General features: G+C 31.9%; 24 protein-coding genes. 8 read left to right on the top strand and 16 right to left on the bottom strand.

Going from position 1 to position 23,652, the window contains the following annotated elements; translation table 11 throughout:
• Positions 1–36: 36 nt before the first annotated feature.
• The 4 genes from isdF to isdC are packed head-to-tail and all read right to left on the bottom strand — an operon-like array spanning position 37 to position 3,649.
• Positions 37–1,002, bottom strand: coding sequence for a hemin ABC transporter permease protein IsdF (gene isdF / locus NSS86_RS04235; protein WP_000594530.1), 966 nt, complete (start codon positions 1,000–1,002; stop codon positions 37–39).
• 12 nt (positions 1,003–1,014) lie between these two features.
• A complete protein-coding gene (isdE, locus tag NSS86_RS04230; RefSeq protein ID WP_001220199.1) occupies positions 1,015–1,893 on the bottom strand; it encodes a heme ABC transporter substrate-binding protein IsdE in 879 nt (292 codons plus the stop codon).
• The gene (gene isdD, locus NSS86_RS04225) at positions 1,890–2,966 is read right to left on the bottom strand and encodes an iron-regulated surface determinant protein IsdD (RefSeq protein ID WP_001246685.1); all 1,077 of its coding nucleotides are present in this window, start codon (positions 2,964–2,966) and stop codon (positions 1,890–1,892) included. Before isdD ends, isdE begins: the two co-directional genes overlap by 4 nt.
• Entirely contained in the window at positions 2,966–3,649 is a 684-nt protein-coding gene (isdC, locus tag NSS86_RS04220; protein WP_000789821.1) for a heme uptake protein IsdC, read from the bottom strand. The genes isdD and isdC overlap by 1 nt, the downstream gene beginning before the upstream one ends.
• A 208-nt stretch (positions 3,650–3,857) precedes the next feature.
• On the opposite strand from isdC, the gene isdA reads away from it, so the two are divergent.
• Entirely contained in the window at positions 3,858–4,910 is a 1,053-nt protein-coding gene (isdA, locus tag NSS86_RS04215; protein WP_000160859.1) for an LPXTG-anchored heme-scavenging protein IsdA, read from the top strand.
• A gap of 202 nt (positions 4,911–5,112) precedes the next feature.
• A complete protein-coding gene (gene isdB, locus NSS86_RS04210) occupies positions 5,113–7,050 on the top strand; it encodes a heme uptake protein IsdB (RefSeq protein WP_001041583.1) in 1,938 nt (645 codons plus the stop codon).
• A gap of 153 nt (positions 7,051–7,203) precedes the next feature.
• Here the strand turns inward: isdB and rpmF are convergent, their stop codons facing one another.
• Together rpmF and NSS86_RS04200 are read right to left on the bottom strand one after the other, a co-directional pair.
• Positions 7,204–7,377 carry a 50S ribosomal protein L32 gene (rpmF, locus tag NSS86_RS04205; protein ID WP_000290472.1) on the bottom strand — a complete coding sequence of 58 codons (174 nt, stop codon included), beginning with the start codon at positions 7,375–7,377 and terminating at the stop codon, positions 7,204–7,206.
• A gap of 79 nt (positions 7,378–7,456) precedes the next feature.
• Positions 7,457–8,014, bottom strand: coding sequence for a DUF177 domain-containing protein (locus NSS86_RS04200; protein WP_000872158.1), 558 nt, complete (start codon positions 8,012–8,014; stop codon positions 7,457–7,459).
• A 126-nt stretch (positions 8,015–8,140) separates the two neighbouring features.
• Between NSS86_RS04200 and NSS86_RS04195 the strand changes: the two genes are divergently transcribed.
• Complete coding sequence (locus tag NSS86_RS04195; RefSeq protein ID WP_000843611.1) at positions 8,141–9,280, top strand: nucleotidyltransferase; 1,140 nt, start codon at positions 8,141–8,143, stop codon at positions 9,278–9,280.
• A 61-nt stretch (positions 9,281–9,341) separates the two neighbouring features.
• On the opposite strand, the gene coaD is transcribed toward NSS86_RS04195, so the two are convergent.
• Both coaD and rsmD read right to left on the bottom strand, forming a co-directional pair.
• Positions 9,342–9,824, bottom strand: a complete 483-nt coding sequence (coaD, locus tag NSS86_RS04190) for a pantetheine-phosphate adenylyltransferase (RefSeq protein ID WP_000401377.1) — start codon at positions 9,822–9,824, stop codon at positions 9,342–9,344.
• Between the two features lies 1 nt (position 9,825).
• Positions 9,826–10,368 (bottom strand): 16S rRNA (guanine(966)-N(2))-methyltransferase RsmD, encoded by a 543-nt coding sequence (gene rsmD, locus NSS86_RS04185; RefSeq protein ID WP_001263796.1) that lies wholly within the window; start codon positions 10,366–10,368, stop codon positions 9,826–9,828.
• Between the two features lie 69 nt (positions 10,369–10,437).
• Here rsmD and NSS86_RS04180 point away from each other — a divergent pair, with 69 nt between their 5' ends.
• Positions 10,438–10,827 carry a hypothetical protein gene (locus tag NSS86_RS04180; RefSeq protein ID WP_000814565.1) on the top strand — a complete coding sequence of 130 codons (390 nt, stop codon included), beginning with the start codon at positions 10,438–10,440 and terminating at the stop codon, positions 10,825–10,827.
• Between the two features lie 2 nt (positions 10,828–10,829).
• On the opposite strand, the gene NSS86_RS04175 is transcribed toward NSS86_RS04180, so the two are convergent.
• Positions 10,830–11,084 carry a YlbG family protein gene (locus NSS86_RS04175; RefSeq protein WP_001049150.1) on the bottom strand — a complete coding sequence of 85 codons (255 nt, stop codon included), beginning with the start codon at positions 11,082–11,084 and terminating at the stop codon, positions 10,830–10,832.
• A 238-nt stretch (positions 11,085–11,322) separates the two neighbouring features.
• Between NSS86_RS04175 and NSS86_RS04170 the strand changes: the two genes are divergently transcribed.
• On the top strand, positions 11,323–12,249 hold the full coding sequence (locus tag NSS86_RS04170) for a glycerophosphodiester phosphodiesterase (protein WP_000757575.1): 927 nt from the start codon (positions 11,323–11,325) through the stop codon (positions 12,247–12,249).
• A 62-nt stretch (positions 12,250–12,311) separates the two neighbouring features.
• Here the strand turns inward: NSS86_RS04170 and NSS86_RS04165 are convergent, their stop codons facing one another.
• The 4 genes from NSS86_RS04165 to cyoE all read right to left on the bottom strand — a co-directional run bounded on the left by NSS86_RS04165 (position 12,312) and on the right by cyoE (position 15,523).
• The gene (locus tag NSS86_RS04165; RefSeq protein ID WP_000606480.1) at positions 12,312–12,746 is read right to left on the bottom strand and encodes a YlbF family regulator; all 435 of its coding nucleotides are present in this window, start codon (positions 12,744–12,746) and stop codon (positions 12,312–12,314) included.
• Between the two features lie 15 nt (positions 12,747–12,761).
• The gene (locus tag NSS86_RS04160; protein ID WP_000733409.1) at positions 12,762–13,799 is read right to left on the bottom strand and encodes a CAP domain-containing protein; all 1,038 of its coding nucleotides are present in this window, start codon (positions 13,797–13,799) and stop codon (positions 12,762–12,764) included.
• A gap of 326 nt (positions 13,800–14,125) precedes the next feature.
• Complete coding sequence (locus tag NSS86_RS04155; RefSeq protein ID WP_000538766.1) at positions 14,126–14,587, bottom strand: DUF420 domain-containing protein; 462 nt, start codon at positions 14,585–14,587, stop codon at positions 14,126–14,128.
• 24 nt (positions 14,588–14,611) lie between these two features.
• On the bottom strand, positions 14,612–15,523 hold the full coding sequence (cyoE, locus tag NSS86_RS04150) for a heme o synthase (protein ID WP_000031401.1): 912 nt from the start codon (positions 15,521–15,523) through the stop codon (positions 14,612–14,614).
• A 439-nt stretch (positions 15,524–15,962) separates the two neighbouring features.
• Here cyoE and NSS86_RS04145 point away from each other — a divergent pair, with 439 nt between their 5' ends.
• Positions 15,963–16,874: a heme A synthase gene (locus tag NSS86_RS04145; RefSeq protein WP_000467123.1), complete on the top strand. Its 912-nt coding sequence runs from the start codon at positions 15,963–15,965 to the stop codon at positions 16,872–16,874.
• A gap of 139 nt (positions 16,875–17,013) precedes the next feature.
• Here the strand turns inward: NSS86_RS04145 and NSS86_RS04140 are convergent, their stop codons facing one another.
• The 3 genes from NSS86_RS04140 to NSS86_RS04130 form a co-directional block, all read right to left on the bottom strand.
• The gene (locus tag NSS86_RS04140) at positions 17,014–20,466 is read right to left on the bottom strand and encodes a pyruvate carboxylase (RefSeq protein WP_000809514.1); all 3,453 of its coding nucleotides are present in this window, start codon (positions 20,464–20,466) and stop codon (positions 17,014–17,016) included.
• 553 nt (positions 20,467–21,019) lie between these two features.
• The gene (gene ftsW / locus NSS86_RS04135; protein WP_000787940.1) at positions 21,020–22,246 is read right to left on the bottom strand and encodes a cell division protein FtsW; all 1,227 of its coding nucleotides are present in this window, start codon (positions 22,244–22,246) and stop codon (positions 21,020–21,022) included.
• Between the two features lie 313 nt (positions 22,247–22,559).
• On the bottom strand, positions 22,560–22,835 hold the full coding sequence (locus NSS86_RS04130) for a DUF1507 family protein (protein WP_001118417.1): 276 nt from the start codon (positions 22,833–22,835) through the stop codon (positions 22,560–22,562).
• Between the two features lie 140 nt (positions 22,836–22,975).
• Here NSS86_RS04130 and NSS86_RS04125 point away from each other — a divergent pair, with 140 nt between their 5' ends.
• On the top strand, positions 22,976–23,458 hold the full coding sequence (locus tag NSS86_RS04125) for a hypothetical protein (RefSeq protein ID WP_000614712.1): 483 nt from the start codon (positions 22,976–22,978) through the stop codon (positions 23,456–23,458).
• Position 23,459: 1 nt separating this feature from the next.
• Entirely contained in the window at positions 23,460–23,627 is a 168-nt protein-coding gene (locus NSS86_RS04120) for a YlaI family protein (protein ID WP_001250275.1), read from the top strand.
• Positions 23,628–23,652: the final 25 nt, after the last annotated feature.

Here is a 23,652-nt window from a genome sequence, read left to right as displayed (position 1 = left end):
TTCTTCAGTCATCACTAAACCAGTTGTTGTACCGTTTTAGATTCGATTTCGTTGACTTTGACAAATTAAGTAAATTAGCATTGGACCACCGACAATCATTAAAATAGCATTGGCTGGAATTTCTAAAGGAGGCTGTATCACTCGTCCTAATAAATCAGCCACTAACAATAGCCATGCACCAATAACTGTAGAAAACGGAATAAGTACTCTGTAATTGCCCCCAACTAGCTTTCTAACCACATGTGGCACAATAATACCTAAAAAGGCTAGTTGTCCAACAATCGCAACAGTTGCACTTGCTAAAAATACTGCTAATAAACCTGTTAACCATCTGTAACGATCAATATTAAAACCGATACTTCGCGCTTGTATGTCGTCTAAATTTAGTAAATTCAATTTAGGGGACAATAGTAATGTTAATATTAATCCCAATAATGCTGATACTGCTAATATGTATACGTCGCTCCATATTTTCATTGTTAAGCCTTGAGGAATTTTCATTAAAGGGTTTTGAGTTAAAATTTCTAAAACACCATTTAATAATACGAATAACGCAACACCTACTAATATCATACTTACAGCATTGAATCTAAATTTAGAATGCAACAATATAATTATTAAAAATGGTATTAAACCTCCAATAAAACTTAATAATGGTAAGTAAAAGTACAATTGTGGAATAAACAACATACAAAGTGCTCTCATTATAAGTGCACCTGAGGAAACGCCAATGATATTCGCCTCTGCCAAAGGATTTTGTAGTGCTGCTTGTAATAATGCTCCAGAAACTGCTAACATTGCGCCAACCATCAATGCAATTAATATACGTGGCAATCGCAAATCAATGATTGAATCCACTGCTTCATTGCTACCAGTTGTAAATTTTGTAAATAGGTCATTAAATGACAATTTAATTGTACCGGTTACAAACGAAATATAAGCAGTTGCGATTAAAATGACTAACAAACATAAAAATAGTAGTTTCTTTTTATTTTTTATCATCATATCAACTCACTATTTTTTATCCTTATAAAATAAATCATATAATTGAGTCATTGCCTTATCAGCATCAACATTTGCTGTAATACCGAATGGCACTTCCTCTAAGTCATAAACATGATTATTTTTCACAGCTTTAAAATGTTTCCAAATATCATTTTGTTTAAATTCTTTTTGAAACATTTTCTTAACTTCTTCAGGCATTCCGTGTGGTAATCGTAAAATAATATCTGGATTGATATTCAACAAATTTTCAGTATTAGACGAAATATATTGACGATCTTTCACTTTAATAACATTTTCTCCACCTGCTATTTTAACTAAATCACCAATATATGATTTATCAGTTGCTACTAAATAGCTACCCGGTACACCCATTAATATTAATACTTTGGGATGTTTCTTTTGTTTAGCTGCTTTATTTTCAATTTTTTGCTTTACAGAATTTAAATGGTCATTTAATTCTTTTGCTTGTGCTTTACGATTAAATTGATCACCTAATTGTGTAATCGACTTTTGCATCCCTTTTAAACTATCAAAATCATAAAAGTAGCCTTTCATATTTAATTGTTTGTAAAATGGTTGCATTTCATCTTTAATCGTTGACACACTCAAAACATGTGTTGGTTTTAACTTTTTAACAGCTTCAACATTCGGCTCCATTGGTTGACCAATTTCCGGTACATCTTTATAACGATTAGGCAATGTCTTATATGACGTGGGTTTGCCGACAATTGGTAAATCCAATTTGTCCAATGTCATTGTCAATGCAACAGTTGTTGGTACGATTCTGAATTCGCCGGATTTAGTTGATTCTTGAGAACTGGAAGATTGACAGCTGGTTAAGATAACGACGCTTATCACTAAAATGGTTAAATACTTTATGATTCTCAAACTTGGTTACCTCTCTTTCTGCTGTATAAATGTGCCGAAATAAGTAAAATAGTTGCTAACACAATGCCAGCTGCAAATAACATATATTGCTTTTTATGATTTGGTTCATCAAGTTCTTTAATATCACTAGATAATTGACTACTATTCTTGCTATCATCATCTCTATTAAAAGCTGGTAACGCTTTTTCTTTTTCAACTACTTTTTTCTTTTCCTTTTTTGATTTTTCATCTTTATGTTTCGGTTGCTCTTTGTGATTATTTTCAACCTTTTTTATTGTTGGAGGGCTATTTTCAACTTTTAATGTACCTGATGCTTTAGGTCGCTCATTTTCAATCTTTTTATTACTGTCTTGTTGCACTTTATCTTTTTGTACAGGAATATCATTTAATCCTTTTTCAGTAAAAAGGCTAGTACGTCTTTCCTTAGTATCTGATTTTTGACTATCTTTTTTGTCATCAATATCTTTTTTAAGCTGATCTTGATTATTTTCTTGATTTTGATGTTTTGAAGGCACTTCTTTTGCATCATCATGTTGTACTTTTTTCTCTTTAAAATGAATAGAATACACCATTTCTTTGTTATCTAGATTTTTCTTTTCAGCCAACGTTTTAACATGCATATTGATTTTATCCATATGCTGTTCAATTAAAATTCTTACTATTGTGTCATCCTTTTCATCTTTTATAACAAAAGGAAATTCTTCATTTTTGTCATTTTGAAAAACAAGTTGTTCTTTATCTATTTGACCTTTTAGCTTTACTTGCAAGTAAATTTTACCAGTCATATCTGAAATCAATTGCGCCTTTTCGTCAACTAGTTGTTGTTCCTCAGTTACATTTTTATTTTCTTGATTAAAAATTAGTAACTCTAACGCTTTATTCTCTTTTATCTTTTCATCAAAAATTGATGTAGTTAATTCTGTTTTATCTTTTGCTTCAGGTTGATTAAATTTGGCTGATGGATATTTTATCTCATCAGCCAACACGCTACCAATCATTGTTGTATATGTAAGTATACATAAGCTAATAATAGCTATAATAGATTTTGTAGCAATTTGTTTAACATTTCTCATTATTCCACATTGCCTTTAGATTTTTTTCTAACAAACAATGTGATTGCGATTAATAATGCTAAGGATGCAACTGGTATTGCATATATATATGCAGGTGTACCAGCATTTGTTTGTGGATTTTCTACTTTGTCTTTATTCGAACTATTAGATTCACTTTGACCAGTAGTCGTTCCATCAGATCCTTTGTCACTACCTGAAGCAGAATTTTTATCATCTTTACCTGGTGCATTAGCACCTGCTACATCAGTTGGTCCATTAAATTTATATGTAATGTTGTAATGATGGTCATATTTGAATGGCTTTCCATTTACTTTTTCATCGATATAAACGTCAATTTTTCCATCTATTTTACCGTTCAACTTACTTACTTCAAATTCAGAAGTGCGTTCATCTTTGGCAGTGTTTTTACTAATAATATTTTCTTTATGTCCTTCGATACTCATTCCAGTAATCCAATGACTGTGGTTGACAGTTATTTGAACATACAATTTACCATTTTTCTTAATGTACTTTGCCGGTTTATTAAAATAGTCATTAGCAATTGACGTGTCATTGGTATTGTATTTGTAAACCTCATAATTCAAAGTACCGCTATCTGCGGCATTTGCAGAATTACTGAATGTCGCGATGATGATAATTAACGCTAAAATCGTTGTATTAAAAACTTTTAAAATATTTTTCAAAACATAATCCTCCTTTTTATGATTGCTTTTAAGTCTTTAGTAAAATCATAAATAATAATGATTATCATTGTCAATATTTATTTTATAATCAATTTATTATTGTTATACGGAAATAGATGTGCTAGTATAATTGATAACCATTATCAATTGCAATGGTTAATCATCTCATATAACAACACATAATTTGTATCCTTAGGAGGAAAACAACATGACAAAACATTATTTAAACAGTAAGTATCAATCAGAACAACGTTCATCAGCTATGAAAAAGATTACAATGGGTACAGCATCTATCATTTTAGGTTCCCTTGTATACATAGGCGCAGACAGCCAACAAGTCAATGCGGCAACAGAAGCTACGAACGCAACTAATAATCAAAGCACACAAGTTTCTCAAGCAACATCACAACCAATTAATTTCCAAGTGCAAAAAGATGGCTCTTCAGAGAAGTCACACATGGATGACTATATGCAACACCCTGGTAAAGTAATTAAACAAAATAATAAATATTATTTCCAAACCGTGTTAAACAATGCATCATTCTGGAAAGAATACAAATTTTACAATGCAAACAATCAAGAATTAGCAACAACTGTTGTTAACGATAATAAAAAAGCGGATACTAGAACAATCAATGTTGCAGTTGAACCTGGATATAAGAGCTTAACTACTAAAGTACATATTGTCGTGCCACAAATTAATTACAATCATAGATATACTACGCATTTGGAATTTGAAAAAGCAATTCCTACATTAGCTGACGCAGCAAAACCAAACAATGTTAAACCGGTTCAACCAAAACCAGCTCAACCTAAAACACCTACTGAGCAAACTAAACCAGTTCAACCTAAAGTTGAAAAAGTTAAACCTACTGTAACTACAACAAGCAAAGTTGAAGACAATCACTCTACTAAAGTTGTAAGTACTGACACAACAAAAGATCAAACTAAAACACAAACTGCTCATACAGTTAAAACAGCACAAACTGCTCAAGAACAAAATAAAGTTCAAACACCTGTTAAAGATGTTGCAACAGCGAAATCTGAAAGCAACAATCAAGCTGTAAGTGATAATAAATCACAACAAACTAACAAAGTTACAAAACATAACGAAACGCCTAAACAAGCATCTAAAGCTAAAGAATTACCAAAAACTGGTTTAACTTCAGTTGATAACTTTATTAGCACAGTTGCCTTCGCAACACTTGCCCTTTTAGGTTCATTATCTTTATTACTTTTCAAAAGAAAAGAATCTAAATAAATCATCGTCACACTCATAACTTAATATATTTTTTATTTTAAATTTTATTTAACCTATGTCATAGATATTTCATAATCTATAACATAGGTTATTTTTTTATAAAATAATGTTGCAATTAACTACCATTTCAATGTACAATACAAGTAATCAATTGATAATGATTATCAGTTGATAATATACAATTAGGAGTTGTTTCTACAACATGAACAAACAGCAAAAAGAATTTAAATCATTTTATTCAATTAGAAAGTCATCACTAGGCGTTGCATCTGTAGCGATTAGTACACTTTTATTATTAATGTCAAATGGCGAAGCACAAGCAGCAGCTGAAGAAACAGGTGGTACAAATACAGAAGCACAACCAAAAACTGAAGCAGTTGCAAGTCCAACAACAACATCTGAAAAAGCTCCAGAAACTAAACCAGTAGCTAATGCTGTCTCAGTATCTAATAAAGAAGTTGAGGCCCCTACTTCTGAAACAAAAGAAGCTAAAGAAGTTAAAGAAGTTAAAGCCCCTAAGGAAACAAAAGCAGTTAAACCAGCAGCAAAAGCCACTAACAATACATATCCTATTTTGAATCAGGAACTTAGAGAAGCGATTAAAAACCCTGCAATAAAAGATAAAGATCATAGCGCACCAAACTCTCGTCCAATTGATTTTGAAATGAAAAAAGAAAATGGTGAGCAACAATTTTATCATTATGCCAGCTCTGTTAAACCTGCTAGAGTTATTTTCACTGATTCAAAACCAGAAATTGAATTAGGATTACAATCAGGTCAATTTTGGAGAAAATTTGAAGTTTATGAAGGTGACAAAAAGTTGCCAATTAAATTAGTATCATACGATACTGTTAAAGATTACGCTTACATTCGCTTCTCTGTTTCAAATGGAACAAAAGCCGTTAAAATTGTAAGTTCAACTCACTTCAATAACAAAGAAGAAAAATACGATTACACATTAATGGAATTCGCACAACCAATTTATAACAGTGCAGATAAATTCAAAACTGAAGAAGATTATAAAGCTGAAAAATTATTAGCGCCATATAAAAAAGCGAAAACACTAGAAAGACAAGTTTATGAATTAAATAAAATTCAAGATAAACTTCCTGAAAAATTAAAGGCTGAGTACAAGAAGAAATTAGAGGATACAAAGAAAGCTTTAGATGAGCAAGTGAAATCAGCTATTACTGAATTCCAAAATGTACAACCAACAAATGAAAAAATGACTGATTTACAAGATACAAAATATGTTGTTTATGAAAGTGTTGAGAATAACGAATCTATGATGGATACTTTTGTTAAACACCCTATTAAAACAGGTATGCTTAACGGCAAAAAATATATGGTCATGGAAACTACTAATGACGATTACTGGAAAGATTTCATGGTTGAAGGTCAACGTGTTAGAACTATAAGCAAAGATGCTAAAAATAATACTAGAACAATTATTTTCCCATATGTTGAAGGTAAAACTCTATATGATGCTATCGTTAAAGTTCACGTAAAAACGATTGATTATGATGGACAATACCATGTCAGAATCGTTGATAAAGAAGCATTTACAAAAGCCAATACCGATAAATCTAACAAAAAAGAACAACAAGATAACTCAGCTAAGAAGGAAGCTACTCCAGCTACGCCTAGCAAACCAACACCATCACCTGTTGAAAAAGAATCACAAAAACAAGACAGCCAAAAAGATGACAATAAACAATTACCAAGTGTTGAAAAAGAAAATGACGCATCTAGTGAGTCAGGTAAAGACAAAACGCCTGCTACAAAACCAACTAAAGGTGAAGTAGAATCAAGTAGTACAACTCCAACTAAGGTAGTATCTACGACTCAAAATGTTGCAAAACCAACAACTGCTTCATCAAAAACAACAAAAGATGTTGTTCAAACTTCAGCAGGTTCTAGCGAAGCAAAAGATAGTGCTCCATTACAAAAAGCAAACATTAAAAACACAAATGATGGACACACTCAAAGCCAAAACAATAAAAATACACAAGAAAATAAAGCAAAATCATTACCACAAACTGGTGAAGAATCAAATAAAGATATGACATTACCATTAATGGCATTACTAGCTTTAAGTAGCATCGTTGCATTCGTATTACCTAGAAAACGTAAAAACTAATAAATCGTCTTTATATTTAATTATTAAATTAACAAATTTTAATTGGCGGATGAGGTATCCAGTTACCTCGTTCGCCAATTATTTTTCGCAATATAAAAAGTCCCACTTAAAACAATCATTTTAAGCGGGACTTTTTATATTGAGTAACTAAAATTATTTAGCTGCTACTTCTTCGCCATTGTAAGAACCACAGTTTTTACATACACGGTGTGATAATTTGTATTCGCCACAGTTTGGGCATTCAGTCATACCTGGTACTGAAATTTTGAAATGCGTACGACGTTTGTTTTTTCTAGTTTTAGAAGTTCTTCTTTTTGGTACTGCCATGATATATCCTCCTTAGATTATAAACGAAAAATACTAAATGTTAGTTTAATTAACAACATTATATCATTAATTAAACTACTTATTGCTCTTTATCATATAATTGTTGTAATTTTTGAAGCCTTGGATCAACTTGTCGTGATTCTGAATCATCTTGTTCTTGCTGTTTAGCAAGCTCATCTAATTGATCCTCATCGATTACTTCCCAACCATTACCTACTGTCAACATTTGGTCACTTTGCTCTGAATAAGCTCTCATTGGTTTCTCAATAATAACTATATCCTCGACAATATCCTGAAGATTAACCATACCATCTTTAATAATGTGATAGTGTTCATCTACATCATCTTGATCATCGTTATACTGATTGTACCCTTCTAAATCAAATACTTCTGTAGTAGTTACATCTAGTGGGACTTTTACTGGTACAAGAGTACGTGCACAAGGCATTGTATACGTTCCAGTAATGTGAATATCCGCAACGACTTCTGTTGACTTAATGGTTAACTGACCTTGGATTGTAATTGGAGATAAATCAATTAAATCTAATGATTCTTTTAAATTGTCAAAACTCACCGTTTGATCAAATTCAAATGGCTTACCTTGATATTTCCTTAATTGCGTAATTGACCATTTCATATGGCTTCACCTCTAACAAGCACAAAATTTATTTTAACTTTCTAAGAACAAGTTGTCAAGATTTTTTCTTAACATATCATGTTCTGTTACAATATTAATAATGAATACCGAAAGGACGAATTGCAAATGAAAAGCGTTGGCTTAATCACAGAATATAATCCCTTTCATAATGGGCATCAATATCATATTAATCAATCTAAAAAACTTACAAATGCTGACGTTACTATTGCAATAATGAGTGGTAACTTTGTCATGCGTGGCGAACCAGCAATCTATAATAAGTTTACTCGTGCAAAAATGGCATTATCAACAGCTGATTTAGTTATCGAACTACCAGCAACTGCCAGTTTATCATCTGGCGATCATTTTGCCGAACTAGCAGTTAAAGTCGCAGATTATATGAGTGTCGATACAATTGCATTTGGTAGTGAAAATAATGATATCAAAACATTAAAGCAATTAGCACACAGCATTAATGAAATTGAACAATCTGAATCCTTTTCACAAAAAGTAAAAGAAGGTAAAAGCTACCCTCGTATCATTAGCGAATTATTAGAGCATCATGAAGCACTAGCAAGTCCTAACAACATACTTGGTATTAGTTACCTGAAAGCAATTGCTAAAAATGCTAAAAACATCAATGCAATTTCTATCAAACGAGAAAATGCTCAACATCATGATTCATTAATTCAACACCATCAGTTTGCAAGTGGTACATCTATTAGAACATCAATCATTAGTCAAGATGATCATTGGCATCATGTGGTACCTAAAGATATTCAACACTTGTACGTAACACCTCATATAACATTAAATCAAATATTTCCATATTTGAAATATCAAATCATAGCTATGACTACAGATTCATTAAAAAATATTTATACTGTTACTGAAGGTTTTGAAAATCGTTTGAAATCTAACATTTATGAAGCAACTGATTTTCATCATTTTGTAAAATTACTAAAAACAAAGCGTTATACATATACGCATATCCAAAGACTGTTAATGAATGTATTATTAAACATTAAACCTACAGATGTTACGAGTAACATTCACGCAGTTAAAGTATTAGCGATGAACGACCGTGGCAGACAATATTTAAAGCATTTAAAAACAGCGTTCCCAGAAAGACAATATATAACCAATATTAACAAAAGCAATGCACATTACTTCACAAATGAAATCAAAGCAACACACATATACAATGCAATAAGCGGGCAACAACAAACAGATTTCAACACGCCTGTCATACAGCAATATCGTTAACAAATGAAAACAGTATTTTAGGATTGTAAACCATGATAAACCTAAAATACTGTTATTTTTATTACTTAAATTTCTTCTTCAATGCCTTTTCAACATAAGGTGGAACGAATTCAGAAATATCTGCTCGATAAGCTGCAACTTCTTTAACAATACTTGAACTTATAAATGAATAATTAGTACTAGACATCATATATAACGTTTCAATTTCATTGTTCAACTTTTTATTCATTGAAGTTAAGCGTAATTCATATTCAAAATCACTGACTGCTCTTAAACCACGTATGATTGTTTTAGCTCCTACTTGTTCACAATAATCGACTAGTAAACCACTAAATTGATGAACCTTGACATTAGGTAAATGTTTAACAGATTGTTCAATTAAATCCATACGCTCTTCTAAACTAAACGTACCTTCTTTTTTACTATTTTTAAGAACACAGACATGAATTTCATCAAATCTATCTGTACTTCTCTCAATAATGTCTAAATGACCATAAGTAATGGGGTCAAAACTACCCGGAATGACCGCTATTGTATGTTCCATGCTATTCTCCCTTTTCTAATAACAATGTGTCTGTCAACCCATAATGGTAACGTTTAATCATATTAAACGGTTGATAGTCTATTTCTTCATGATTGCTAAATTCACAAACGATGATACCATTTTCTTTCAATAAATTAAACTCTGAAATTAGTTTTAAAGCTTTATCAATGAGACCTTTATTATAAGGTGGATCTAAGAAAATGACATCAAATTGAATATCACGTTTTGACAATGCTTTTAAAGCTCTATCTGCATTATTTTTATAAACTTCAGATTGTGCCTCTAAATCCAAATTCGCAAGATTTGATTTAATAACTTTTACAGCTTTAAAATTTTGATCAACAAAGATTACCTTATCCATACCTCGAGAGAGTGCTTCTATTCCAAGCGCCCCGCTTCCTGCAAATAAATCTAAACCTATACCTGACACATCATATAAACTATTAAAGATACCTTCTTTAACTTTATCCATAGTTGGTCTCGTATTACGGCCTTCCATACTTTCTAAAGCTTTACTTTTATGTTTACCTGCAATGACGCGCATGTTGTTCACACTTCCAATTCATTTAGTTATTTAATATAATTTATTGAGAAAAAGGAGAATGATAAACCAATGAAACAAACATTTATTACACTTGGTGAAGGTCTAACAGATTTGTTCGAATTCATGACGATGATTGAATATAACCATCAACGTATTGATAAAATTATCTATTTTCATTCACCACAAGCTGAAAATAAAAAGTCATCTGTAGCAATCATTATGAACCCTACAACTGGCAATCATTTCCAAGCATTTTATATCATGATTAACGCTATTAAATATCCATATCCAGATTCAAATAAAAAGTTTCAAATGATTAATGATTGTGCTGAAAAATTCGACATACCAATTTTAGGTATCGATGTACAGCCCCCTCAAGCATTTCATGATTTATCGTTATATTATAATTATTTAATTAGTGTGTTAAGGCTCCAAAAATGGATACCAGAACTTCAATAATATTAATTATATATTTCGTGTTTCTCTTTTTCGTAAGTTTTCTTTAAGTATTTATATGGTGAGCCATCAATGTGTCTAACGTATTTAAGTTGCATTAGTTTATGTACAATTTGATCAACATCCTGCTCATTCACATACATAATTACAAATTTACGATCTCTATTTGAATGAACGATATGTCCATATTTTCGGATTTGTCGTTCATGTTTCATATGTTTTAAATAAACTACAATACTAGTTCTTGGGATTAAATTCATTTAAACCTCACTCCATTTATTTTCAGCATTAATCATATCATGTCTTTATTAATTTTAAAATATTAAGCTACCTTAATTATGTCTTATGTAATTGCTCGATAAATGTATTTAGATTATATTAAACATCATTATATTAATTCAATTCTCAAGAGCATCACTATATGATTAACCACACATTTCGCTGTAGTCAGAACTATGATTTTGTTAAGCTATAAAAGTAAACGAGGAGGAATTTTCTATGAAAAAAGTAAACAGAAACATTTTAAATGCGGTACTAGTCGGTGCTGGATTTTTAAGTAGTCTATTAATGATCAATAAAAATAAAGTGATTACTAAAAAGCAAACCATCCCTGCTTTTTTCAAAGGCAATGCACCATATATATTTGCGCATCGCGGTGGTATGGCTTTAAGACCAGAGCAAACGCAACTTGCATTTGACTATGCTAAACAATTAGGCGTTGATGGCTTTGAAACAGATGTGAGACTCACAAAAGATCAACAGCTTATCGTTTTTCATGACGCAACTGTTGATAGAACGACGAACGGCTCTGGAAAAGTTAGTGCCCACACATTAGCAGAATTAAAGAAATTAGACGCAGCTTATCACTTCAAAGATATCAATGGACTAACACCATATCGTGGTCATGCACACACAACTATACTAACCTTCGATGAGTTGCTGAAGCAATATCCTGATATGTATATAAACGTAGACTTAAAAGATGCTCCTGAATCCTATGAAGGCTCAATCGCACCACAAATTATGTTTGATACAATTGCAGAAAATCAAGCATTTGACCGCGTTCTTGTGACAAGTTTTTATAAAGAACAAATCGTTCGTTTTAATAAAATTGCACAAGGATCCGTCGCAATTGGTGCTAGCCAACAGGAAGTTACAGAAGCATTTTTAAAATATCATTTATTAGGTGGTAGGTACTACCAACCATTAGCACAAACGTTCCAAATGCCTACTCATTTTAAAGGCATTGATTTGACTTCATCTCGTTTTATCAAATGGTTAAATGATATGAATATCATTCCAGGCTATTATGGCGTAAATAGTATAGATCTGATGAATGATTTATACCAAAAAGGTGCACACACGATTGTGACAGATCGACCAGATTTAGCACAACAATTCAAACAAACAATCCCGAATAAATAAAAACATCGAGTCAGATGCTAGTTAGTGGTTTCAATAACCACCTTTTTCTGACTCGATGTTTTTTATAATGAACAATTACAGGATCCGCCCGTCGCACAACCACTATGTGATGTTTGAAAGAATGGATTACCTGTTTCTATTTTGACATGCTCTGAAACAGCGTACGCAATTTTCGTAACAACTTCATCAATTAAATGTTGAAGTGCCATTTCCCTAGCTTTGTAATGCATCACAACGTCAAGCATCTCATATGCTCTTTTGCGTTGTCTTGTCTCTAACATGACTTTCTTATAATCAGGATGATATTTCCCGAAACGCATTACTTCATCATATTTCTCTTTTGATTTTAAAAATGATTGATAAAGTAAATGTGCTTCGTCATTGTTTTCGAGCGCCTGTTTAGCTTGCTCAAATGATGCATAAATATCTGATGCAACTATCATATCAGCTAGTTCATCAATATCATCTAATATCGCTAGTGAAGCTTCATTAATCATAAATACCCCTCATTGTTATTTTTCTAAGAAAATTAGTGAATAATAATCTCTCATTACATCTCCACCCATCTCATCGTATTTTGAATTTAATAGACGAGATCGATGTATATCTGAATTCATCCAACTATGGATTAATGTTGGTACATCATTAAACGCATAACCAACATTTTGAGCAGTTGTTTTATAAGTAACGTGATTTTTATCTAATTGCCCTCTTAATGCGTCCTCTGTAAATTCAACACTATCAGAACCATTAGAGGTCGCTTCATATAAGTTATTAGATGCAATATGTGCTAAATCGCTATTGATTTTCAATGGTTTTAATCCTTTTAATTTTCTCATTTCATTCGTTACTTCATAAAGAGAAATTAATTGATTTGGATTTTGCTCAACTGGACGCTTATTATGCTCTTCTGACGTAGAATTAGAATTTAATTGATAAGGTTCAATATCTGCTAACATTTCTTTTGTTAAAAATCGTACACTTAGCACCTTTTTCGATTGTTGATCAGAATACACTTGTGCATATATGTCGCCATATTTAATCAGTGTTTGTGTTTTTAAATCTTCATCTGAAAGTTCAAATTCATATTTTTTACCATCAACTTTAAAGGAAGGTTCTGGATTAATACTTGTATGATTAAAAATTTCTGCAGAATGTTGTCCTATTTTTAACGGACTAACATTGACTTTCTCACCTGTAGCATACACTGAAACGATTTCTTCACGTTTAGTTGAAACAATGTAATAACTGTTTTTGTCTTTAAACACATAATTTTTGTAACCATCTCTAAAAGGGTAGACACGATCTGCTTGTCCAAATTTAGAAGTAAGCACTTTAATATCTTTACCTACCCATGTACCAACACCTTCTTTAGGCTTTGGATTTTCAGCATGGTTATTTGATTTATTCACCTGTTCAGATCTATTTACTTTATTACCTTTATTCGGGTTCTCTAATACATCAAATTTTAATCTCGGTGAATAAAAAAGATATATTAAAAATCCAACTAAAAATAATACACCGACGACTCTTATAATTAACTTTTTCATCAATCAACCACCTAAAAAGTATTAATACTATTGTAAAAAACAACACATTAATTAGCAAATTTTCAACACTGACATAACTGTGTCGTTTCGATAAAACAAAATCATCTTCAGGCATAATTTTAACGTCATAAAGATTTTCCCTACACTCTATATCATAACCTATCTTTATGTTTTCAGGTTGAATTTCATTATTAAGATTAAAATATGTATAAAAAAATGGACAGTTAAGGTATCAAATGAATACCATCAACTGTCCGACTATTCTTCATCAAAAAACCTGATAAAACAAATTGCCTTATCAGATTAGTATCATTTGTATAAGCATATTAATGACCAAATGTTGCTTTAATCAGTGATGTCGTTTCTCCACCTGGATATAATACATATAATAATAAGTAAACTGCTACACCTGTAATTGCAGTACAGAACCATATAACTGAAGCGAATGGCCCGAATTTGCGGTGTACATTATATTTATCTTTAAATGCAGTAATAATTTGAACTAGGCCTAGAATACCACCAATTGTTGCTAAATTAATGTGGAAAAATAAGAAAATCGTATAATATTTCTTAATTGATGCTGGTCCGCCAAATGCTGTATTACCGATAAAAATCGTTCTACTTGCATAGATTAAGAAAAAAGTTAAAGCAAAAACAGCTGCAGCTAACATAACATTTTTGTGTTTATTTATTTCCCTTTTCCAAATAAGTCTCCAACCAATGGCAATTAAAATTGCACTAATGACAATACATGTCGTACTAATCGTTGGTAAAATTGGAACGCCCATATTTTTCATCCTAACTTAATTAATCTAGATCAAAGTAAGTAATGAAACAATTACAGCTAACACGAAAAAGATCACTAAATAATTTAGTGAATATATAAACATTTGTGTTGCCCATTTTGTTTGATCTGAATTTTTCTTAAATGTTGTTAAACCTAATGCAATCCATCCTAAATTTAATAATGTAGCTAACACTACGAATACGACACCTAAATTTATTAGTAATAAAGGTACTGGCAATAAAATAATCAACCAGATAAACATACTGACACGTGTACGTTTAAAGCCTTTAACTGATGGTAACATTGGAATATTTGCAAGTGCATATTCATCTTTACGTTTAATAGCTAAGGCATAAAAATGAATTGGTTGCCAACAAAATACAACTAAAAACAGCGCAATCGCTGTTAAACTAATTTGTCCTTCAATTGCAACCCATCCAATTAGTGGTGGTACTGCTCCAGGAAAACTCCCAATCACTGTGTTCCATGTTGTATGTCTTTTAGACCATATTGAGTAATAAGACACATAACCTACAATCCCCATAAGACCAAGTACGCCTGATGGTATATTCAATAAAAACAAACAAATTTCTCCAACTAACATCATACCAAAACTTAATAGTAATAAATTTTGATCTGTAATTCTATTATTTACAGTTGGTCTATTTTGTTTACTAGGCATAATACGATCAATATCTTGGTCGTAATAATTATTTAACGCACATGCGCCACCCATAATTAAAGTAGATCCAAATAGCATTAATAAAATTTGAGGTATTGATGATAAGAAGGAATGATTTGTCATTACAACTGCTAGCCATGCGCCCGCAAAAGCCGGAATTAAGTTACCTTGAACAAGTCCCATTTTAATTATCTGTTGCAATTCTTTGAAGTTAACTCTGCTAATATTTTGTGACAAAGTATGCTCTTTGCTCATAATCCCCCTCCTTAAATTTGTTCATATAAGATTATGATATCTTAGATTGCATAAAAAGACTAGGTTTAATAAAATTAAAATGTGACAAATTAACGACAAGAGAAAATGTCAATTTTGTGACACAAATAACATTTAATTTATTGCTATAATGTATATGTTAGAAAATTTTAATAAGTAGAATCATGCATCTAAAAGAGATTAATATTTAAGCTTCAAATTTGAGTAAACGTGGATTACATAATTATCCCAATAAAAAAATCATTACGATTAAGTTCTTTTTATGTCGTCCACATACAATACTTGTAAAATTAAATCATATTTCCTGCGTTGGATCCCATCTTTTCATATCCTACAATCAGGTCAATTTATAGTATCATCTCAAATCCGGCTATTAATTCTAATTCTCAGTGATGCGTTTTTTTATGATGGGGTGTATAAATTGTTTGGCAAAAAGAATTTAAAATGGTTAGGTGTCGTAGCAACGTTAATGATGACATTTGTACAACTTGGTGGAGCCTTAGTTACCAAAACCGGATCAGCTGATGGTTGTGGTTCTTCTTGGCCACTATGTCATGGTGCGTTGATTCCAGAATTCTTTCCTATTGATACGATTATTGAGTTAAGTCATAGAGCCGTTTCAGCTTTGTCTTTATTAATGGTCTTATGGTTAGTTATCACTGCATGGAAACATATAGGCTATATTAAAGAAATTAAACCTTTATCAATCATTAGTGTTGGATTCTTATTATTGCAAGCATTAATCGGAGCTGCCGCTGTTATTTGGCAACAAAACGATTACGTTTTAGCATTGCACTTTGGTATATCATTAATCAGTTTCTCATCTGTATTTTTAATAACATTGATTATTTTCTCTATAGATCAAAAATATGAAGCTGACGAATTATATATCAAAAAGCCATTAAGACGTTTAACATGGTTAATGGCAATCATCATTTATTGTGGTGTTTATACTGGTGCACTAGTGAGACATGCGGATGCAAGTTTAGCATATGGTGGTTGGCCATTGCCATTCCACGATCTTGTACCACATTCAGAACAAGATTGGGTTCAACTCACGCATCGTATCATGGCTTTTATAGTGTTTACGATTATTATGATTACTTATATTCACGCTGTTAAAAATTATCCAAATAATCGTACTGTTCATTATGGTTATACAGCTGCATTTATACTTGTTATATTACAAGTTATCACAGGTGCATTATCTATTATGACAAATGTTAACCTGATAATCGCACTTTTCCATGCATTATTTATCACTTATTTATTTGGTATGACAACATACTTTATCATGCTAATGTTACGATCAGTAAGAAGTGACAAGCAATAACAAAAAAGCAAACCGTAATTTTAATGGCACGCCCATTAAAATTACGGTTTTTTATATCAATATTTAAAATTAAACCTAAGCCATGTAAAAACGAGATTACACGTCAATTGTTGTGTAATCTCGTTTTATTTTAATCATTTTAGTCAGTTGCTTTTTCAATTTCGATTAATAAATCGCCTGTCGCTATTGTGTCACCATTATTTACAGTTACTTGTTTAATCACACCGTCAAATGGTGCTTGAATTGTTGTTTCCATTTTCATAGCTTCAGTAATTAGCAACGGCTGATTAGCTTTCACAGTTTCACCAACACTAACCTTGACTTCAGTTACTGAACCTGGCATTTGAGCACCGATATGACTTGGATTACTCTTATCTGCTTTTGGCTTAACGTTCGCATTTGTATGCACATTTTCATCTTTAATGTAAATACGTCTCGCTTGACCATTCATCGCATAGTAAATCGTTCTATTACCATTTTCATCTGGTTCACTAATCGTTTCTAGTTTAATAATTAATCGTTTACCCTTATCGATTTCGATTTCTACTGTTTCACCATTACGCATTCCAAAGAAGAATGTAGGCGTATCAAGTAACGATAAGTTTCCGTATTGATTTCTAGTTTGAATATATTGTTCATATACTTTTGGATATAATACATAACTAATAATATCTTGCTCCGTAACAGGACCTTGTTGCTCTTCTTCAAGCAACTCACGGACTTTTTCAAAATCAACTGGCTCTAGATATTCACCTGGACGAGCTGTTAGTGCTTCTTGGCCTTTTAAAATAACCGCTTGTAAATCTTTATTAAAACCATTTACAGGTTGTCCTATTTCGCCTTTGAAGAACGACACTACTGATTCTGGGAAATCTAATTTATAGCCATCTGTAATCACGGATTGTTCATCAAGATCATTTTGTACCATATAAAGTGCCATATCACCAACTACTTTAGACGATGGAGTTACTTTTACGATATCACCAAATAAGAAATTCACTCTGCGATACATATCTTTGACTTCATCAAATCTTTCGCCTAAACCTAAACTTTTAGCTTGTTGACTTAAATTCGAATACTGTCCACCAGGCATTTCATGTTGATAAATTTCAGTATTCGGTGATTTGATATCACTTTCAAAGTCTGAATAATAAGTACGTACAGTTGACCAATAATGACTAAGTGACTCCATACCTTCAATATCAGTTCTAAGGTGGCGTGGGAAGCCATTTAATGCATAATATAACGAATTGGCGCTTGGCTGACTTGTTAAACCACTCATTGAAGCAACAGCAGTATCAATGATATCGACCCCAGCATCTATTGCTTGTTTGTATGTTAATAAACCATTACCACTTGTATCATGAGTGTGAAGATGAATTGGTAAATCTACAGCTGATTTTAACTCACCAATCAATTCGTAAGCGGCTTTAGGTTTTAATAAGCCTGCCATATCTTTAATCGCTAAAATATGGAAACCTTCACGTTCTAACTCTTTAGCTAGTTTGACATAATACTCTAAAGTATAAATGTTTGATCGCTCAGGATTTAAAATGTCACCTGTATAACAAATAGTACCTTCAGAGATTTTGCCCGCTTCTTGTACTGCTTCATTGGCAACTTTCATTTGATCTACCCAGTTTAATGAATCGAAAATTCTAAAGACATCTATGCCTGCTTTAGCACTTTCTTGTACGAATTTATGAATAACATTATCAGGATAGTTTTTATAACCAACTGCGTTTGAAGCACGTAACAACATTTGGAATAATACATTTGGGATAGCTTTACGTAGACGTTCAAGTCGTTCCCATGGGTTTTCCTTCAAGAAATTATATGCCACATCAAATGTAGCACCGCCCCACATTTCTAGTGAGAAACCATCTTTAAATACGTCCGCTGTTTTGGATGCGATATTAATCATATCCTTAGTTCTAACTCGTGTAGCTAATAATGATTGGTGTGCATCTCTAAAGGTTGTATCTGTTAGTAAGACATCATCCTGCTTTTTAACCCATTCAGCTACACCTTTTGGACCTACTTCATCAAGCAATTGTTTCGTACCACTAAATGAAGCGATTTTACTTGAAGATACAGTTGGAATTGATGCTAATTCATAGTCTGGTTTCGGACGTTTCTCAACATTTGGGAAACCATTAATTGTTACATTACCTATATATTCTAATGTTTTAGTACCTCTATCTAGAGACGGCTGAATGTCGAAAAGTTCTGGTGTTTCTTCAATAAATTTAGTTGTGTAATCACCACTTGTGAACTTTTTATTCTTCATTACATTAATTAAGAATGGAATATTAGTTTTAACACCACGAATACGCATTTCTCGTAATGAACGTACCATTTTTTCTTCTGCTTGTTTAAATGATATCGCATGTGTAGATAATTTTACGAGTAATGAATCATAATAAGGTGATATCTCAGCACCTTGGAAACCATCTCCAGCATCAAGACGTACACCAAAGCCACCGCTTGAACGATAAGCAATGATTGTTCCAGTATCCGGCATGAAATCATTTAACGGATCTTCTGTTGTAATACGACATTGGATGGCATAGCCTAATGTTGTAATATCTTTTTGTTGCGGCATATTAATCTCTTCACCAAATAAATCGGCACCTGCTGCAACTAAAATTTGTGTCTTAACAATATCAATTCCTGTTACCATCTCTGTAATTGTATGCTCTACTTGTACACGAGGGTTAACTTCTATAAAGAAGAATTCGTCACCAGATACTAGAAATTCAACAGTACCTGCATTGACATATTTAATATTTTCCATCAATTGAATTGCAGCATCACAAATACGTTGACGTAATGTTGGTGATAATCCAACTGATGGTGCAACTTCTACAACTTTTTGATGACGACGTTGTACTGAACAATCACGTTCAAATAAGTGTACGATATTTCCATGTTCGTCACCTATGACTTGTACTTCAATATGCTTTGGATTATCAATGTATCTTTCTATGTAAACTTCACTATTACCAAATGATTTTTCAGCTTCTGATTTTGCTCTATGGAAAGCATCTTCTAATTCACTTTCTTCACGAACGATTCTCATACCTTTACCGCCGCCACCACTTGTGGCTTTAATCATTAGCGGGAAACCAGCTTCTTCTGCAAATTCTTTTGCTAATTCATATGATTTAATTGGACCGTCTGTACCAGGAATAACTGGTAAATCTGCCTTGATAGCCGTTGTACGAGCTTTAACTTTATCTCCAAACATATCTAAATGTTCTAAATGAGGACCAATAAATTTAATTCCTTCTTCTGCACAACGACGCGCAAATTGTTCATTTTCACTTAAAAATCCATAGCCAGGATGAATCGCATCCACATTCGCTTGTTTTGCTACATCAATGATACGCTCAATATTTAAATAACTTTCAGCAGGACCTAAATCACTTCCAACTAAATAGGATTCATCTGCTTTATATCTATGTAATGAACTTTTGTCTTCATTCGAATAAATTGCAACTGTGCTGATGTCTAATTCTGCCGCCGCTCTGAATATACGAATTGCAATTTCTCCACGGTTAGCAACAAGTAACTTTTTTATTTGTTTCAATAGCGATACACTCCTCAAACTATTAGAATTTTCTAACTAATTAGATAATAAAATTTTATCTTAAAGCGCTCTGTTTTGCTATAGTTATGTTTCAAATTTTCAAAATTTAACATTCTTGAGACAATTAAAACCTCCGCTTCAGAAATAATAATTTCAAAAATGACTATGCAACAACAGGTAGTTCACGTTTTTGTTGTGAAACATTTTCGATTTCTACAACTCTAAAAAATTAAAAATAAAATTGCAAAACATCAACATTTATTATCAATAGCGATAACTTTATCTTATCATCATGATTCTAATTTCGCCACCACATTTAGTAATTTTTAGTCATAAAATTTAGTTATAATTATACGTTGTTTTGTTTATAAAATTTGATAATCATGAGTAATCTCGTAATATCAAAACAAAAAGGAAGTTAAGCGTTGTTTGGTTGCCTAACTTCCGTTATTGAACTCATCAGTCCAATTTGACAAAGAGTATATAAATAGCCAATGTTTAGCATTGCTTAATGACAGAAGTCATCTCGTACTAAATATTGGCTAGTATTTTTTTAATTAAATTGTCTTCTTATATCAACTTTTTGTTGTTGTTTCTTTCGTTGCTGGTCTACTTTGATTTGTTTACCTACAATCAGAAGTAATCCCATAGCAATACTTAAACTAATCATTGATGATCCACCAAAGCTGATAAATGGCAATGGCACACCAGTTAATGGAATTGTTGCCGAAATACCGCCAATGTTTACAAACGTTTGACTTCCAAAGTATGTGGCAATCCCAACACACACAAGTTTATAAAAATATGATGATGTTTTATTTGCAAACTGGAAGGCACGATATACAATAAAGAACTCTAAAGTAATAACTAGCAATCCTCCGATTAAACCTAATTCTTCGCAAATAATTGCAAAAATAAAATCTGTATGTGGTTCTGGTAAATAGCCCAATTTCATTGCACTATTTCCTAATCCTTTTCCAAATACGCCACCGTTACCTATCGCAAGCAATGAATTGGAAATATGGTATCCAGTTCCTGATTCGAATTGGAATGGATCTGTTAGCGTACTAAATCTGGCAGTTAAATAGCTTGGTAACCAACCAGCCATTAATGCAATGACAAATACTACTAAGAATCCTAGCACTGCTGGTATACCAAATCTTAGGACTTTGTTTACCCCAATTCCTGAATAAAAAATAATCGCAACTAAAATAATTAATATTAGTAATGTTTGCCCTACGTCTTTTTGTAAGAAAACTAAAAACGTACAACCTAATGCTAATACAATAGGACTTAAAATTAATTTTGGTTTACTTAATACTCTAGGCATTTTTTTACTGATCATAAATGGGATATATAATATGATTGCAATTTTTAATAACTCAGATGCCTGTAAGTTCATAAATCCTAAGTTTATCCAACTTTTAGAACCATTAATATCTTTACCTATTACTAACGTCAGTAATAATAGTGAGACGATAGTTATAATCATACCTTTTTGCACTTTAATATTACTCAGTAATTTAACATTCATTAAAAATGCAATAAAAAATACAATTATAAAACTCATTATGACATATGCTAATTGTCGGTTGTAAAAATACGTTCCTGGAACATCGATACCACCAGTCAATGTGCCTTTAGTTGCTGGAACCATACTTGCACTATATACCATCACTAATCCAATTAAACTCAATACAATATATGTAACTAATAACGGATAATCAATAAACTTTGAGGTTTTACCAATATACCGTAAAATACTTCTAAAATTCTTCATATATTCAGTCATCCAATTCTACAATTTATACTTCAAATGATTTCGTTTTATACTTTAATTTTAAAAATCCATGTTACTTATTATATACATGACACAGTCATAATCACAAATATTAACAGGTCTCTTGAGGTAATTTATAGAATATTTGTTTACTTAATATCGTGAATTGCTAAAACCCAATAAAAGTGACTGACATGTCATCAAGAAGACAACATAACAGCCACTTTAATCAGTAATTAAACTATAAATATAAAATCGGCGCAGCTCAATTGTCGATATCTCACGCCATTTTAATATGCTTATATATTAAACCTTAAACAAGTGTAAAAGCTTCATGTAATTTTGAAAGTTCTTTCTCAAGACGTAACATAATTTGTTTGCCATCTTCGCGGTCAACTAAACCTAATTTAACAGCAAAATCAACTTCTTTTTGAAGTCCAAACATTTGTGTATCTAGTACTTCTTCATATAATGGGCATGAAGGTAATGTTAAATTATCTAGTTGAACTTTAATCAGATGCAAGATTTCATCAGCATCTTTAGTCAATTGTTTCAAAGCTGCATTTTTCATTGTTGCTTGTTTCGCCATGACACGCTCCCCCTCTATATAAATTCTCAAGTCTTACTAAAAGTTTATCTTACTAAATATTAAAAAGCAAGTAGATTTAAAATGTGTCGTTAGCAATTTGTGTTAAAATAATGCTATATACATTGATAGGGAGTGGGAAAATGATACAAATTAAAGGAGCCGTAAAGTTTCCTATAACATTAGATAGTACGACTTGGATTTTCGATGATAGAAAAGTTAGCATCGAAGATTTAGAAAAAGGTGTATTTGATGGTTCAAAACCAATCGACTTTGAAGATAATCATGAATGGAATCGTGCTATCCTAGAAGGACAAACTAATCCGCCTACTTTAAATTCAGAAATAAAATATAAAAAACGTGCCATGTTAGAAGGTTCATTTGTCATTAATATGACACCATTTTTCAAACATTCCGAACCACATGACTCTGCAACTACTATTCGATTATCAAATGAGCATGATCATTTAGATATACCGATAGATCTATTACCCTATTTATTTTTCCAATTTGCAAAAGACGGTAAACGACTTTACAGCGATAATGGTGTAGATAGTTTTATTTACAATCAAGAAGATGGTTATTCATATCGAATCAACCATGTAACTCATATTGAGGTGATTTAATTTGAGACAAGTGCAATGCATTATCTGTGATGCAAAAGTATTTATAGATGAGCGCACAACTGAGTCTAAACGACTTAAAAACAATCCTATTCGAACATTTATGTGTGATGATTGTAAAAGTCGATTAGACACACCTAAACAACGTGCGCAACACTATCCGCTCGATTAATATCTGAATAAACAAGTTAGAAATT

This window comes from Staphylococcus sp. FSL W8-0056 (genome assembly GCF_037963075.1).
Lineage (GTDB): Bacteria > Bacillota > Bacilli > Staphylococcales > Staphylococcaceae > Staphylococcus > Staphylococcus aureus.
Note: the sequence above shows the minus strand (reverse complement) of the source record. Positions and strands in the feature narration are given on the sequence as shown.